Origin of the sequence: Shewanella sp. 10N.286.52.B9, from assembly GCF_002873635.1 — a bacterium.
GTDB lineage: Bacteria > Pseudomonadota > Gammaproteobacteria > Enterobacterales > Shewanellaceae > Shewanella.
Genome location: NZ_MCTY01000046.1, coordinates 1 through 15,176, shown reverse-complemented (window position 1 = coordinate 15,176; position 15,176 = coordinate 1). Strand labels below are relative to the sequence as shown.

Sequence of the window (15,176 nt, the reverse complement as noted above, 5' to 3'; positions counted from 1 at the left end):
TAATGCCTCGTTACGTAAAACCCAGATGGGCCGTTAGCTCAGTTGCTTGTTCACACAGACAGTTGGCTTTTGTTCCAGTTAGTACAATTAGTATTAATAAAACCCAGATGGGCCGTTAGCTCAGTTGGTAGAGCAGTTGGCTTTTAACCAATTGGTCGAAGGTTCGAATCCTTCACGGCCCACCACTTTTCTGAAAGTGAGATTGCCTGTTAGGCTTTAATTCAGAATATCCCCTTAGCTACTCCTCTGTTATTATTCGTTATAATTACTATCTCAATTACTATCTCAATTACTATCTTAATAACTTTGATATTTTGCCTTAATATTCCCTTAGTTCTAATTCAGACTTAAACGCTACATTCCCTTTGTTCATATTTGGCTGCTTATCATTCTTTAGTCTTAACTTTTGTTGCTACCTGCCTACTTTTGTCTAATAGACCTATTGCTAATGTTGCTTGCTTGTTAAGTGGGTCATATTGCTATGGATGATAAGAATAGGGAGAGAATGATGAAACAAGCAAAAGTTGGTTTAGTAATAGGGTGTTCTTTACTAGCAATGAGTAATGTCACCTATGCAGATACAGAAATGGAGTTTGGTGGTTATGTTAAAGCTGATGTGATGTTCAGCTCTTATAGCAATGGGGCACCAGATTCAGGTAACTTATCTCGTCAATTTTATGTACCAGGTACCATTTATGGTGAAGCTGGTAACGGTAAGGAAGTCGTCGACTTTCAAGCCCGCGAAACGCGATTTAATTTCAAAACGGTATCAGATTTCGATGGACATAAATTATCTGGTTTTATTGAACTTGATTTTATGACTCATACCGATGGTAATGAGCGAGTATCAAACAGTTACTCACCACGTATCCGACAAGCCTTTGTGAGTTATGACAATTGGACCGTGGGTCAAACCTGGACAACGTTCCAAAATCCAGGTGCATTACCTGAAAACTTAGACTTTGTAGGCGCTGCTGATGGTACGCCGTTTGTGCGTCAAGCGATGATCCGCTACACCAATGGCGGCTTTCAAATTGCGGTAGAAAACCCAGAAACAACCGTAAACCAATATGGTACAGCGTCAAGAGTGACCAGTGGTAGCGGTATGGTTCCTGATGTCGTTGCTCGTTATAACTTTAAGTCTGAAGGTGGTTCAGCAATTTCACTTGCTGCAATGGTTCGACAGTTAAATGTAGAGCAAAATGTGGGTACTGAAGCTATTGACTCCACTGAAGTCGGCTACGGCGCAAGTATTGCTGGTGTTATCCCTGTAGGTAACGATGACTTCAAGTTTTCTGTCACTTATGGTGAAGGCCTAGGTCGTTATATGGCGCTTAACTATGCCAATGCTGGTAACTTAGATGCATCAGGTGATATCCAAACTATTAGCTCTTATGGTGGCTTTGCTGCTTACCGTCATTGGTGGAATGATAAATGGCGTAGTAGTTTAACCTTTGCTGCACTAGAAATTGATAACGATACTTCATTATCAAGTGATGGTGTCAATGCGAGTTCATACTCTGGTTATATCAACTTACTCTACTCACCAACAAAACCGTTAACGTTTGGTGTTGAGTATATGTATGCTATGAACGAAAAAGAAAGTGGTGTAGATGGCGATTTAAGCCGAGTGTTATTCTCTGCTAAATACGTTCTATAAAAATATTTTTCTTAAATACAAAAAAGGGTTAATTCAATAAATTAACCCTTTTTATTGTCTGCGAAATGCGCTCAACGCAGCTTAGTTGTAATCATTGGTGATTAAGCAACTAATTTATTGTCGCGAACGTATTTATCATATTCTGTGTAACCGCCAACATGAACTTCATCAACGAAGATTTGCGGTACTGTTTCAACTGGCTTACCAACGGTTTTTTCTAAGTCTGCTTTAGAAATGCCTTCAGCGTGAATATCGACATATTTGAATTTAAAATCGTCACGTTGCGCAGTTAATTTTTCTGATAATTCAACAGCACGAACACAATATGGGCAGCCTGGACGGCCAAAAATAACAACAAACATAGTGACTCCTTTTTTTGATTGGAGGATTTATACCATAAGTTTTATCGAATTGATATTGTATAAGCGCAGCGACTAAAAACTACTATCCGTGATCGTTTTATAACGGCCTTTATAGTCAAAAAACTTTTCGATTAAATCCCATTTATGCTTTTGTTTTTTCAAAAGTAATAAGTCCGGCTTTTTAAAGTGCTCACTATGGGCAATTAAATCCGCAGGTTTTTTATATTGTGGGTGCTTCATACCGGGAGTACGACAATGAGGAGAGATAAATATGGCATACAAAGCGCGGCGTTGCGCTGGGGTATCCATATTGAAATATTCTTTAAAGTCATTTGACTCGATATCAAAATACTGCACCACAAGTTTGCCGTTCTCTTCGATAAGCTGCATTTCTTGGCATTTAAATAAGTGATGGTGCTGTGATGACAATACCTGCTTTAAGCGTTTATCGGGGTCAATTAGGGTTGATTGGCACGTATGACAAATGCGCGCCGCGATATCATTTTCAGCGCCACAATCAGGGCAAGCTTTAGAACGAAATCTAAAGTCACACTGTTGAATGTTTGATGACGAGTCCTCTATTAGCCCCTGACAGCGTCTACCAAAGTGTTCAACAATATCACCGTCATTATCCACCAAGCCCCAAAAAGTATTGGCAAATTGGCATACAGGGCAATGCACTTGCACTGGCACAGATTTACTATTGGGTTTTACTTGACCCACTTCAGGAAAATATAAGTCATAACCGTTAGCGGCATAATCAATGACTAAGCAATCTTGTTTATCAGGCGCTAAGCGTAAACCTCGGCCAATCATTTGTTGAAATAGGCTTACTGATGCTGTGGGCCTTAAAATAACAATTAAATCGACATGAGGGGCGTCAAAGCCGGTGGTTAATACAGCAACATTGACGATGAATTTAATTTTCTGTTGTTTGAACTGACTAATAATTTCGTCGCGTTCTGCATGTGGTGTATCTGCTGTAATGAGTGCAGCATCGTCATTTAATAATTTAAGTACTTCTTTTGCATGACGAACTGTCGCCGCAAAAATTAATACGCCTTTACGAGAGTCTGCTAATTGTTGTACTTGTTTTATGATGGCAGTGGTTGCGCGGCCTTGATGGTTGAGTAAATCATCAACTTCCTTTTGCGGAAATTCACCTGTATTACTTGGCTCTAACTGACTAAAGTCATATTGGGCACTTAGTCCATCAAATATTTTGGGTGCGGTTAAGTAGCCTTTTTTTATGAGCGGCCGCATAGGTAATTCAAAAATGCACTTTTCAAATACTGGCTTGTCAGCATTGCCTATTTTTCCATGGTAATGATGTCGATATATCCAACCTAAACCCAATCGATAGGGCGTGGCAGTTAGCCCTAACAGTTTTATTTGTGGATTAATCTTTTTGAGGTGAGTTAATAACTGTTGGTATTGGCTATCTTTATCATTACTGACTCGGTGACATTCATCAATTATTACCAATGAGAATGATTGGCAGAATTGCTCGGGCTTTCGCGCTGCTGATTGCACACTGGCGACCACGGTTTTACCATGGGCTTTTTTTTGCTTTAAACCCGCAGAATAAATATTGGCATCTTCAGTGAGTAAACCCACTTTTTCTGCATTTTGTGCCACGAGTTCTTTCACATGGGTCAAAACTAAAACGTTACCACGGGCAATTCGAGCTAGTTCGGCTATCACAATACTTTTGCCTGCTCCTGTAGGAAGTACCAGCACAGCAGAGTCATTAGATTGCTTAAAATGGGTTATAGCAGCGTTAACAGAGTCTTGTTGGTAATCGCGAAGTGAAATGGTTGCAGACATAAGTGAGTATGAAATGGCTTATTATTTAATATTGATCATGCAGGGTATTGTAGCATGAATACAAGCTAGCGCGGCGCAGTCTATTCAATAAAAGTCGCTGAATACATATCGTTTCAGCATGAGTTGATAGAGTTTTAAGCCAGAATAAATATAAAAAAGCCCCCTCAGTGAGAGGGCAACGAGAATCTGGTTAGGAGTTCTCAGGTTGGTAAGAGGGTGGGGAGTACTTAATAACCTCTTATTTTAAACTACTGTTATTGAGTTTTGTTTAAACGAGACTCTATCAAGGTATCAATCACCGCTGGATCTGCAAGGGTAGAAGAATCGCCTAAGTTGGTTACTTCATTTGCGGCAATTTTACGTAAGAAGCGGCGCATGATTTTACCTGAACGTGTTTTAGGTAAACCGCCAGCCCATTGAATTAAATCTGGGGTGGCTAGTGCGCCAATCTCTTTACGCACCCATTGACGTAGCCCTTGACGTAACTCTTCAGTTTCTTCAACGCCGTTAATTAAGGTTACATAGGCATAAATGCCTTGGCCTTTAATATCATGGGGGTAACCTACAACTGCGGCTTCAGCGACAAGATCGTGTGATACAAGCGCGCTTTCAACTTCAGCAGTACCGAGGCGGTGGCCCGATACGTTAATTACGTCATCAACACGGCCAGTGATCCAGTAATAACCATCCTCATCACGACGAGCGCCGTCACCAGTAAAGTACATACCTCTAAAGGTTTTAAAGTAAGTGAGAGCAAAACGATCATGGTCGCCAAATACGGTGCGCATTTGTCCCGGCCAAGAGTCGAGAATAACAAGGTTGCCGTCTACAGCGCCTTCAAGAATATTACCCATGTTATCAACTAATGCCGGCTGAACCCCAAAAAATGGACGCGTAGCAGAGCCCGGTTTTGCATCTGTGGCGCCAGGTAATGGGCTAATCAAAATACCACCGGTTTCAGTCTGCCACCATGTATCCACAATTGGGCAGGATTCATGGCCAATCACTTCATGGTACCAGCGCCAAGCTTCAGGGTTAATGGGTTCACCCACCGAGCCCATTACCCGTAATGAGCTACCATCAAAACCATCAAACTGTTCTTTACCTTCTGCCATTAAAGCGCGAATTAACGTTGGTGCAGTATATAAAATATTAACTTTATGACGGTCGACCATTTCACCAAGACGAGCTGGATTTGGAGAGTTTGGTACTCCCTCATGAATAAGGATAGTTGCGCCATTGGCTAATGGACCATATACCATGTAGGAGTGACCGGTGATCCAACCCACATCAGCAGTACACCAATATACTTCACCTTCTTTGTAATCAAAAACATACTCGTGAGTCATTGAGGCGTAAACCATATAACCACCAGTGGTATGCAACACACCTTTTGGGTTACCGGTTGAGCCTGAAGTGTATAAAAGAAATAGCGGGTCTTCAGCGCCCATTTCTTCAGCTTGGCAATGCTCTGATGCCGTTGCAACGACATCGCTCCACCATATATCTCGGCCTTCAACCCAGTCGATATCACCACCAGTTCGATTAAGTACAATGACTTTTTCGACACAATCTACATCTGGGTTATTAAGCGCTTCATCAATGCTACGTTTAAGCGGAATTTTACGGCCACCACGCACGCCTTCATCAGCGGTGATCAAGACTTTTGATTTGCCATCAATTACGCGTGATGCAATTGAATCAGGTGAGAAACCGCCAAATACCACCGAATGGATCGCGCCAATGCGGGCACAAGCAAGCATAGCAACGGCCGCTTCAGGCACCATAGGCATATAAATTGTGACTACATCACCTTTACAAACCCCCTGGCTACGTAGGGCATTGGCAAATTTACACACATCAGTATGCAGTTCACGATAAGTGATTTTACGCTGTTCATTGGCATCGTCACCTTCCCAGATGATCGCTACGCGGTCGCCATTATCTTCTAAATGGCGATCTAAACAGTTTGAAGATGCGTTCAATGTGCCATCATAAAACCACTCAATAGACAGGTTATGATCATCAAAAGAGGTTTGTTTAATTTTGGTATAAGGCTTGATCCAATCGATGCGCTTACCGTGTTCTCTCCAAAAACCTTCAGGATTAACCACAGATTCTTGGTACATTTTTTTATACTTATCATTATCGACCAGTGCATTTTTAGCGAAATCGGCTGGTACTTTGTAGAGAGACTGCGAGCTCATATGGCTTCCCTTTGTCAAAATTTGCGTTATGAAAGTATCCTCTGCATGATGATGTTAACTCCATTAGACCTTGGTCTAGTTTTAAAATATCCTTAATATTTAGCTTGTTGCGCGTGTTAACATCTCATGCAAATAACGCAAAATTATTGCATAATTAATAAGCGAATATAATAAAAAGAGAAAGCTATGAATTTAACCTTAGTCGTTGCTGTGATTGCAATTTGCTATGTGTCATTACTGTTTATACTGGCCTGGGGCGCTGAACGTTGGTTTAGTAAAATCACTAATAAAGTTCAAGTATGGATATACGGCTTAAGTCTAGCTGTTTACTGTTCTTCATGGAGCTTCCTTGGCACAGTAGGTCAATCAGCGAACGATTTATGGTCTTTCTTGCCGATTTATCTTGGCCCAATCTTAATTTTTACCTTGGGTTTTGGGGTATTACGCAAAATGGTTTTAGTCTCTAAAGCGCAAAATATAACCTCGGTAGCCGATTTTATTGCCGCGCGCTATGGAAAATCCCAAGCCCTTGCTGCCATAGTGACCCTAATAGCACTATGCGGCATCATGCCCTATATTGCGCTGCAACTTAAAGCCATGGTATTTAGCCTTAATTTATTTCAACCTGATAATTTACCTTTAAATGGCGTCAGTATCCCTTTGGTGATTACTTTCATTTTGGCTATATTTGCGATTTTATTTGGCACTCGTAAATTGGATGCCACCGAACATAATCCTGGGATGATGGTAGCGATCGCTTTTGAGTCACTGATTAAATTAGTCGCCTTTTTGATTGTCGGTGTGGTGATTACTTATGGTTTTTTTGATGGTTTTGATGATATCTGGCAACAAGCGAAAGACAAAGAACTCATCAACCATGGCACTTTAAATATCGCTTCAATTTTACCGGAAATGCTGGTGGGGATTGCCGCCTTTATGTGTATGCCAAGGCAATTTCATGTGATGGTAGTTGAGTGTGCAGAAGAAGGGGTGTTAAAAAAATCCCGCTGGATCTTTCCCTTGTATTTGGCCATGTTTGGCTTATTTGTGGCGCCATTAGCCCTTGCTGGTAAATTATTACTTGGTGATACCGTGGCGGCAGACACTTATGTGATTAACCTGCCTTTAGCATTAGATCAGCCTGTTCTCGCCGTTATTGCCTTATTAGGCACGCTTTCAGCAGCGACGGGTATGGTGATTGTTGCTGTTGTGACCATTAGTGTCATGATCAGTAACGAATGGTTAGTTCCAGTTATGCTACGTACTGGTAAAATCACTGGCACTAATTTCAATCAATTTGCGCGTTTTTTATTAAATGCGCGTCGTTTAGCCATCATCATTATTTTGGCCTTGGGTTATTTTAGTTACTTAATATTTGGTAGTAATGAATCGTTATCTCACCTTGGGCAGCTATCATTCGGTGCTTTTGCGCAGCTAGCACCCGCACTCATAGGTGGCTTGTATTGGAAGTATGGTAACCGTGCTGGGGTGTTTTTAGGTTTAGCAGTAGGCTTTTCATTGTGGTGTTATATTTTATTTGAGCGCAGCGTAGGCTTAGTGGGCGATACTGGGATCTTAGCGTCTATTAGCCCGGAAGTGGATGACACTTTAGTGGCGCTATTAGCCAATATTGCCTTTTATATTTTAGGCTCGTTGTGGTTTCGAGCTGGGGTAGCTGAGCGCATTCAAGCCAGCCATTTTATTAATCCAGGCATTATTAAAAAGGACAGTAACCGAAAACATGGGGCGATATCTCAACAAGATTTATTAATTCTTGCCAGTCGTTTTGTTAGTCCAACCCGCGCTTATGAAAGCTTTAGTCAATACTCGCCAGCTGCGGTAAGAAGTGATTCTTGGCATAAAGTGGCTGATGAAGCGTTAATCTCACACACAGAGCATATGCTTGCAGGTGTGCTAGGAGCATCGAGCGCCTCACTGGTGATGGACTCGGTGTTACAAGGTCGCGATTTAGCCCTTGATGAAGTCTTTAGTTTAGTGGATGAAGCGTCAACCAAGGTGATGTTAAGCCAAGACATGTTACGCGGCGCCATTGAACATGCTTATGAAGGCATGAGTGTGGTGGACAAAGATTTAAACTTGGTCGCATGGAATTATAAATATGCCGAGCTATATGATTATCCTGACGGTTTTTTAAAGCAAGGCATGCCAATTAGTGAAGTGGTACGTTTTAACGCTGCCAGAGGCTATTGTGGAGAGGGTGAAATTGATGCTCAAGTAGAAATGCGAGTGCAGCATATGCGCGCGGGCACAGAGCATACCTCAGAGCGACAACGCCGAGACGGTAAAGTGATAAAAATTCAAGGTAATCCAATGCCAGATGGCGGCTTTGTGATGACCTTTACCGATATCACCCAATACCGTGAGCAAGAGAAAGCCTTACTAGAAGCCAATGAAACCCTTGAAAGTCGAGTAAAAGAACGTACCTATGAACTGGCAATGCTTAACAGCGAACTACTAGAAGCAAAAGCCCAAGAAGAAATGGCTAATGCGTCAAAAAGTCGTTTTCTTGCGGCCGTTGGGCATGATCTTATGCAGCCGCTTAATGCTGCAAGATTGTTTACTGCTTCACTAGCGCAATACCCGAATCTTGATTTAGAAGGGCAAACCACTTTATCCCATATCAACAACTCCTTGCGAACAGCGGGGGAGTTATTAACTGATTTATTGGATATATCAAAGCTTGATTCAGGCATGGTGGAGGTTAACCGCCGAGATTTTGCTATTGCTGACTTACTCACAGGTCTTGCTGTTGAGTTTGAGGCTATGTCAAAAGACACTCAAATTCGCTTCAATATGATCCCCTGTAATGCCACTGTCAACTCAGACTTATCCTTACTGAGGCGTATATTACAAAACTTTTTAACCAATGCTTACCGCTATGCTAGAGGCGGTAAAGTGCTGTTGGGTTGTCGCCGCCGAGGAAAGTATCTCGAAATTCAGGTGTTAGATACAGGTTGTGGCATTGATGAGCATGAAACAGAAGAGATATTTAAAGAGTTTAAACGCTTAAATCATCCCAGTAGCCAAAATGTCAGCGGCTTAGGCTTAGGGCTCGCTATTGCTGATCGAATAAGCAAGGTGTTAGATCATCAAATTCAGGTTTCATCAAAGCTTGGTCAAGGTTCAGTGTTCTCAATTATCGTGCCTTTAGGCGAAACCATCAGTGAAAAATCGGCTAAACCAGTGCCAAGCTTAACTCAGCCATTAGCTGGGGTAAAAGTGCTTTGTATTGATAATGAAGAGGCGATATTGGCAGGGCTTGAAAGCTTATTAACTCGCTGGAAGTGCGAGGTGATTTGTGCAACCGATTTAGCTGATGCTCGTATTAAACTTGGCCTTAAAGGGGTTGCTCCTGATATCGTTTTAGCTGATTACCATTTAGATAACAATCAAAATGGCGTCGATGCTATGGATGGTATTCGTTCGCGCTACGGTGAACATTTACCCGGGATCTTGATAACGGCTAATACGAATAAGGATTTGGTTGAGGATGTACAAAAGCGTGGTTATCACTATATGGCTAAAATGATTAAACCAGCGGCATTACGGGCGTTAATATCAAGTTTAGTGAAGTAGGCCAATGAAGGGTTAATAAACGAAATCAAGCGCGTTAACGGCAAAAGGAAGAGCAATGATAACTGTCTATGGCGATAAAAAAATCAGGTAACTGTTACAAAATAAAGCTAACTTTGGCGCTACTCAATATTGATTATCAATGGCAAGACGTGGACATTATGGCTGGAGGCAGCCAAACCAAGGCTTTTTTAGCTAAAAACCCAAACGGTAAGTTACCGGTTATTGAGCTAGATGATGGTCGAGTGCTAGCCGAGTCCAATGCCATCATTGGATACTTGGCCGCTGGCTCGAGGTTAATTCCTGACGATAAATTTAATAATGCCTTAATGTATCAATGGCTGTTCTTTGAGCAATACAGTCACGAGCCTTGTATTGCCGTTGCTCGGTTTATCAAACTTTATCAAGGTATGCCAGTAGAGCGGCAAGCTGAGTTTGATAACTTACAAATTCAGGGGGGTAAGGTATTGAAATTAATTGATAACCAGTTAGCAGGGCAGGCATTTATGCTCGGTGAGCTATTTAGCCTGGCAGATATTGCGCTTTATGCCTACACCCATGTGGCCCATGAGGGTGGCTTTGATTTATCGGTTTATCCCAATTTCCAACAATGGTTAGCTAATGTTGAGTCACAAGCGGGTTTTGTTTCCATGCTCGATTAATCAATCGCGATCTTTTATCTGACCAGCTTAATCATTAGCAGCATTACTGATAAATTAAGCGCGTTGCAGCAAATCGGTTAAGTAAAGTGTGCATGATGTAACACAGTAATAAAGTCGCTACTATGGCAACCAAAATACTGCTAATACGGTAAAGTGCGCTATATATCAGATCGCTCCCTGGGCTTAGGTATTGGCCAAATAAAATACCCAGCGTGGTCATCGCTCCAAAACCAACGCCTGCGCCGACTTTTTCTTTAACATGAACTTGGCTAAATAGCATTAATCCGAACCATAAAACCGGCACTACTAAGATAAGCAGCCCCGACCAATCATAGAGAAACAACTGGGCTAACACACCGAATGTCACTCCAAGAAAGGTACCTATCGCACGTTTAAGGGCATAATTTAATACCCCAGTAAAATGCATCGGATAAAGTAATAAAATTGTGGCAGCTTGCGCCGACATAGAGTCTTGCAGATTAAATATCTGGAACACGATAAAAGATGCTGTGGCGATAGTTGCCCCCAGTAATACTTCATGTCGCATTCGATTTACTGATTTTGCTGGTGGTTTTTGCAATTTTCTGGGTTCAACATCAGGGATTAACGAGACCATGATATAGGCGATAATGATTGCCAGTATTGTGGCGCCGAGATTAGCGCCGATGAGACCGTTTAGATCAGTATCAGGGTAACTGGCAAAATTAAGCATGATGCTCAGATTAAGTAAACTATTGGCACCATAAAGAAAAAAACTGCCGCGGGTCATGGCGGTAAAAAAGCCAACAAACACCCCAAAAATAATCAGGGTCATTAAGACTGGATGGCCACCAAATAAACCACCGATAACGCCTACCACTAATCCAGCTGTGACAGAAGACGCCAACACCTGCCGCGCGACATGGGCGGTGAACACAGGTGCTAGCCCTAGCAATACCATAGGGGTAACAGTATAAAACACCCCGTTACTAAAGCCGAACAGTTTGCACACAGTAAAGCCAATCGTGCCAGCAGTGGCAATACGTAGACATTGACGTAAATCATTGGCTGTCATGGGATTAAATCTTAGTAACATGATTGTTGCCTTGTGTCGCTGTAATATATTTAAAATAGCGCATCTATCAAATGTATGATGTTAATAGATATAGTGCAGCATACTGATGGCTTTAATCTGCCCATGAGCTAATAAGTTCAGCAAACTATTTTCTGGCATTATCTGCACCGTCGCCCGTGCCCCCGTTGGCAATGTTCTCATGACTTCGTCATTATCTAATTGTAAATGCAATCTCATTCTTTGGGCGTCACGGACCCAGCGATCAGATTGTTGCGGAGTCGCTAAACTGCCATTGGCATCGAACTGTCCGGCGCTAACCCCAGCATCAATACTGCTGACGTGGGCGCGATATAAACGGCCTGGTTCACCGTCAAACGCAACAAGGGCTTTAGATGAAATTGAGACATCTCGTAATGCCTTTTCTCTAAAATCAGCAATAATATCCACATCATCAGAAACAAGAGCCAGTAGTGGCTGGCCAATGGCCGCAAAGCCGCCGACCATGATTTGCAAGTTAGTAACTGTGCCGTCTTGATCCGCATGAACTTGGGTATAAGACAGGTTTAATTTGGCTTGGGCTAAGCGATTTTCGGCCTGACGTACTTTTAAGTTATTGTTACCGTAAACACCGCGGCTCACTTCTAATTGCTTTAAACGGGCTTGGGTTGCCAGCAAATTTGCTTCAGCCGCAGCGGCATCGCTGTCAGCTTGATCGCGTTGCTGTTGGGATACGCCATTAGTTTTGTACAGTGCATCAAGACGCTTTGCTTCGCTGCGCTTTTGTTGTGATGTGGTTTGGCTGGCATTGACATCAGCTTGCGCCGCTAACAAAGAGGCATCTAGCTCAGCGTTATCTTGCTGGACTTGCTCTAAAGCCAACTGCGCTTCATCTACCGCTAACTTATACGGTCTAGGATCTACTTCAAACAGTAATTCACCCTTGCTAACAACTTGGTTATTAGTGACAGCAATAGTTTTAATGCGGCCATTAACTTGTGGGGTAACCTTAGTCACAACCCGAGTTGCCATAGCCTGCGGCGTTAATGGCATAGCGGCATCAGCAAACATAAAGTAACCAAATACTAGCATAAAGCCTGCTAAGGCAATTTTTGTTAGCCGCGAAAATTGTTGATCTGGTGTCATATTTGTATTCACTTACTTGTCTGTCATTTTAGCTAATTTGGTTAACGCATTATTACCAATCAGATTAATTACTCTTTCAAACTCAGTAAGTTCTTCAGCGTTTATGCCTAAGAGCAATTGGCTACGGATATTGATAATTGTTACTTCGACTTTCGTTATTAAATCTAGTCCAGCAGGAGTCAAATTGACAAGTCTGGCGCGTTTATCATGGGGGCAACAGTGGCGTTCAATGAGCCCTTGCTGTTCTAATTGGGCTAAGGTGCGCATTAAAGAGGCCAGTTCAATTTCTAAGGCATTGGCTAATACTTTTTGACTGAGGTTGTCGCCTAATCGCCACAGTTTCCATAAGGCGGTCCAGCGTGGGTAAGTTAACTCTAAAGGGGCAAGTTCAATGTCAACAGCGGTGCGCCATAAGCGATGCAGACGCCCCAATTGTTCTGCCAGTGATAGCTCTTTCATATGGTCGAATTCTTTTTGCATCATGGTTCCCATTTACTTAGCGTGCTAACTATTATACTTGGTTAGCACGCTAAGTAAATTGATTTTTTATCGCAGTGATTGCCCTAGTGTTATATATAACGCTAAGGCAATGATAGAAAAGAGAATAAATTTCAAACAAATAGATGTATCATTTTATGTTAATACTTAAGTCGTAATAGTCAGCAACAAGAATGGATAATTGAATAGGTAAAAGTTGAAATCTAAACACCAATGAAAAAGAATTAAAAGTATTTAGCAAGGATATCCAAGACTAGGTTTATACTGAATTAACTGACTACAACAAAGCACTTCTAACTTTAATCATCATAGTCACTGTGCCGTCACTAACGCGAGTCTGCCTGCGTTTAAACTCGTTCTTATAATTACAGCCTCATTTCCATAACAGCTTCACTAGTAATAGCTACATCTAGCTCACTTCCTTTAAGTGGGTGTTATCCGTCCTTTATTCAATGTATTTATTATTAAAAGGTAGACAATGTGGTCGCCATAAAGAAATGCCCATCAATGACTGGCGATAGCCCAATTGATGAAACCTTGTTTGCGCTTATTGCGCAGGATATCGAAGCAAAAGGCTACAGTATTCGGCCAACGGCCTTGGCAGATGCATTAGCGAACAATTTGTTTAATCATCAGCAAGGGATAGAAGCAGACAAGTTTGAAGAAGCAGGTATAGGAAGGGGTGGCGAGTATTTAAAAAATGAGTTTGTTAGAACTGATGCCATTAGCTGGATAACCAATGGATCTGAAGCAGGCAGAGATTGGCTCACTTGGACCGCCAACTTGCAAAGCTTTTTAAATAGACGATTATTTCTAGGTTTGTTTTCATTTGAAAGTCACTTTGCTCATTATGGCCCAGGTGATTACTATAAAAGACACTATGATGCTTTTAAGGGCGAAGCGAATCGAGTGCTTTCAATCGTGGTATATTTTAATCGAGCGTGGTCAGCGTCAGATGGCGGCGAGTTAGTGTTATATCAAGATAACTTCGATAAAGAAGGCATTAAAGTAATGCCATTACTGGGCACGATAGTGACATTTTTAAGTGAAGAGTTTCCCCATGAAGTATTGGCAGCCAAGCGGGATCGATATTCTATCGCTGGTTGGTTTAGGGTTAATACTTCTATCGCTGCTAAAGTCGATCCGCCGAGGTAAGTTATCCGTCTAGATGCGCTTAACCAACAGCTGGGCGATAAGCTGTTTATTTTACTAGCTCTGATAATGAAGCATCATTTTTTATTGAATTTTGACAGGAGAGAGCCGTTGAAATTAGCAGCTGCAATAAAACATTTTTGGTCCTTTGGTATTATCAGCGGACTAATAGTCTCGGTATTGGTAACACTCTTTATTGTCATATGGGAATGGCTCGAAAATCCTGGCGGCATATTTCACGGCGCTGAAGGTACAAATTGGCAATTTGTTTATGACACTGGCATCAGTTGGTTTATGCCTACTTTTATCTATGTCGCTATCATTGCCGCAGTGAGCCACCTCATATATTCAGCGATAAAATGGCTCAGTGATTCAGTTGATAACTCAAAATGAGAGTATTTAATGGGCAAGAGAATAGAATCAGTAACGTAGGTTTTGTGTAGCCAAAGTGATAGCCGCTATGATCGTACTAGCTGACAACAATATAAATGGGCTTTTTATTAAGTGTATCTGCAACAAAAAACTGCCTCAGCAACTAAAGTTTAATGGGTTAAGGTAATGACTTGCATAAGTGTACTTTCATGTCGTGTTAGTGACGTTGATTTATTGCTCAAACAATTTAATTAATGAACACTTTGGTTTTTTTATCAACACTTAAACGTTTTTATGTCATTTAGGGATTTACAGCGACCGCAGCTTGTCATATTATTCGCGGCGTTCGGAGAGATGGCAGAGTGGTCGAATGCACCGGTCTTGAAAACCGGCATGGGTTTGTAGCCCATCTAGGGTTCAAATCCCTATCTCTCCGCCATATTCAAGACGAAAGGCTCATCAGAAATGATGAGCCTTTTTTCGTTTAACTTACTAAAAATATTGAAGATTAATACTATCAATTCAAAACTACTTTATTGTCTAGTGTTTGAAGTGCCTGTTTTATAGTCACTTATCTTCCTTGAGAGGATTGACTCAGTCAATATCCCTGCTTTTCGCATCAGCAGAGCTCCTATTAACGTGTAC

Annotated in this window: 11 protein-coding genes and 2 tRNA genes; 7 read left to right on the top strand and 6 right to left on the bottom strand. The window is 41.7% G+C overall.

The features are described from left to right. The first annotated feature begins 109 nt into the window (after positions 1 to 109). Positions 110 to 185 (top strand) — tRNA-Lys (locus BCU91_RS03775). Positions 186 to 508: 323 nt separating this feature from the next. Then, entirely contained in the window at positions 509 to 1,660 is a 1,152-nt protein-coding gene (locus BCU91_RS03770; RefSeq protein WP_102530928.1) for a DcaP family trimeric outer membrane transporter, read from the top strand. A 101-nt stretch (positions 1,661 to 1,761) separates the two neighbouring features. On the opposite strand, the gene BCU91_RS03765 is transcribed toward BCU91_RS03770, so the two are convergent. From BCU91_RS03765 to acs, 3 genes are all read right to left on the bottom strand, one after another. Continuing rightward, positions 1,762 to 2,022: a GrxA family glutaredoxin gene (locus BCU91_RS03765; RefSeq protein ID WP_076536809.1), complete on the bottom strand. Its 261-nt coding sequence runs from the start codon at positions 2,020 to 2,022 to the stop codon at positions 1,762 to 1,764. Positions 2,023 to 2,094: 72 nt separating this feature from the next. Further along, positions 2,095 to 3,849 carry a DEAD/DEAH box helicase gene (locus BCU91_RS03760; RefSeq protein ID WP_102530927.1) on the bottom strand — a complete coding sequence of 585 codons (1,755 nt, stop codon included), beginning with the start codon at positions 3,847 to 3,849 and terminating at the stop codon, positions 2,095 to 2,097. Between the two features lie 254 nt (positions 3,850 to 4,103). Then, a complete protein-coding gene (acs, locus tag BCU91_RS03755; protein WP_102436553.1) occupies positions 4,104 to 6,056 on the bottom strand; it encodes an acetate--CoA ligase in 1,953 nt (650 codons plus the stop codon). Between the two features lie 186 nt (positions 6,057 to 6,242). Between acs and BCU91_RS03750 the strand changes: the two genes are divergently transcribed. After that, positions 6,243 to 9,653, top strand: coding sequence for a PAS domain-containing hybrid sensor histidine kinase/response regulator (locus BCU91_RS03750; protein WP_102530926.1), 3,411 nt, complete (start codon positions 6,243 to 6,245; stop codon positions 9,651 to 9,653). A 68-nt stretch (positions 9,654 to 9,721) separates the two neighbouring features. After that, positions 9,722 to 10,312 (top strand): glutathione S-transferase family protein, encoded by a 591-nt coding sequence (locus tag BCU91_RS03745; protein WP_102530925.1) that lies wholly within the window; start codon positions 9,722 to 9,724, stop codon positions 10,310 to 10,312. A 43-nt stretch (positions 10,313 to 10,355) separates the two neighbouring features. On the opposite strand, the gene BCU91_RS03740 is transcribed toward BCU91_RS03745, so the two are convergent. The 3 genes from BCU91_RS03740 to slyA are packed head-to-tail and all read right to left on the bottom strand — an operon-like array spanning position 10,356 to position 12,989. After that, complete coding sequence (locus BCU91_RS03740) at positions 10,356 to 11,387, bottom strand: DUF2955 domain-containing protein (protein ID WP_102530924.1); 1,032 nt, start codon at positions 11,385 to 11,387, stop codon at positions 10,356 to 10,358. Between the two features lie 60 nt (positions 11,388 to 11,447). Further along, positions 11,448 to 12,509 carry an HlyD family secretion protein gene (locus BCU91_RS03735; RefSeq protein ID WP_102476136.1) on the bottom strand — a complete coding sequence of 354 codons (1,062 nt, stop codon included), beginning with the start codon at positions 12,507 to 12,509 and terminating at the stop codon, positions 11,448 to 11,450. 12 nt (positions 12,510 to 12,521) lie between these two features. Then, positions 12,522 to 12,989 carry a transcriptional regulator SlyA gene (gene slyA, locus BCU91_RS03730; RefSeq protein WP_017059069.1) on the bottom strand — a complete coding sequence of 156 codons (468 nt, stop codon included), beginning with the start codon at positions 12,987 to 12,989 and terminating at the stop codon, positions 12,522 to 12,524. Positions 12,990 to 13,514: 525 nt separating this feature from the next. Between slyA and BCU91_RS03725 the strand changes: the two genes are divergently transcribed. From BCU91_RS03725 to BCU91_RS03715, 3 genes are all read left to right on the top strand, one after another. Continuing rightward, entirely contained in the window at positions 13,515 to 14,162 is a 648-nt protein-coding gene (locus BCU91_RS03725; protein ID WP_102530923.1) for a 2OG-Fe(II) oxygenase, read from the top strand. Between the two features lie 108 nt (positions 14,163 to 14,270). Then, on the top strand, positions 14,271 to 14,552 hold the full coding sequence (locus tag BCU91_RS03720) for a hypothetical protein (RefSeq protein ID WP_102530929.1): 282 nt from the start codon (positions 14,271 to 14,273) through the stop codon (positions 14,550 to 14,552). A 327-nt stretch (positions 14,553 to 14,879) separates the two neighbouring features. Then, positions 14,880 to 14,970 (top strand) — tRNA-Ser (locus BCU91_RS03715). The last annotated feature ends 206 nt before the right edge of the window (positions 14,971 to 15,176 follow it).

Bases quoted from the DNA above. Each gene is read 5' to 3' on its own strand.
- BCU91_RS03725 (WP_102530923.1), top strand. From the start codon at position 13,515: ATGACTGGCGATAGCCCAATTGATGAAACCTTGTTTGCGCTTATTGCG.
- BCU91_RS03740 (WP_102530924.1), bottom strand. From the start codon at position 11,387: ATGTTACTAAGATTTAATCCCATGACAGCCAATGATTTACGTCAATGT.
- BCU91_RS03760 (WP_102530927.1), bottom strand. From the start codon at position 3,849: ATGTCTGCAACCATTTCACTTCGCGATTACCAACAAGACTCTGTTAAC.
- BCU91_RS03735 (WP_102476136.1), bottom strand. From the start codon at position 12,509: ATGACACCAGATCAACAATTTTCGCGGCTAACAAAAATTGCCTTAGCA.
- acs (WP_102436553.1), bottom strand. From the start codon at position 6,056: ATGAGCTCGCAGTCTCTCTACAAAGTACCAGCCGATTTCGCTAAAAAT.
- BCU91_RS03765 (WP_076536809.1), bottom strand. From the start codon at position 2,022: ATGTTTGTTGTTATTTTTGGCCGTCCAGGCTGCCCATATTGTGTTCGT.
- slyA (WP_017059069.1), bottom strand. From the start codon at position 12,989: ATGCAAAAAGAATTCGACCATATGAAAGAGCTATCACTGGCAGAACAA.
- BCU91_RS03770 (WP_102530928.1), top strand. From the start codon at position 509: ATGAAACAAGCAAAAGTTGGTTTAGTAATAGGGTGTTCTTTACTAGCA.
- BCU91_RS03750 (WP_102530926.1), top strand. From the start codon at position 6,243: ATGAATTTAACCTTAGTCGTTGCTGTGATTGCAATTTGCTATGTGTCA.
- BCU91_RS03745 (WP_102530925.1), top strand. From the start codon at position 9,722: ATGGCGATAAAAAAATCAGGTAACTGTTACAAAATAAAGCTAACTTTG.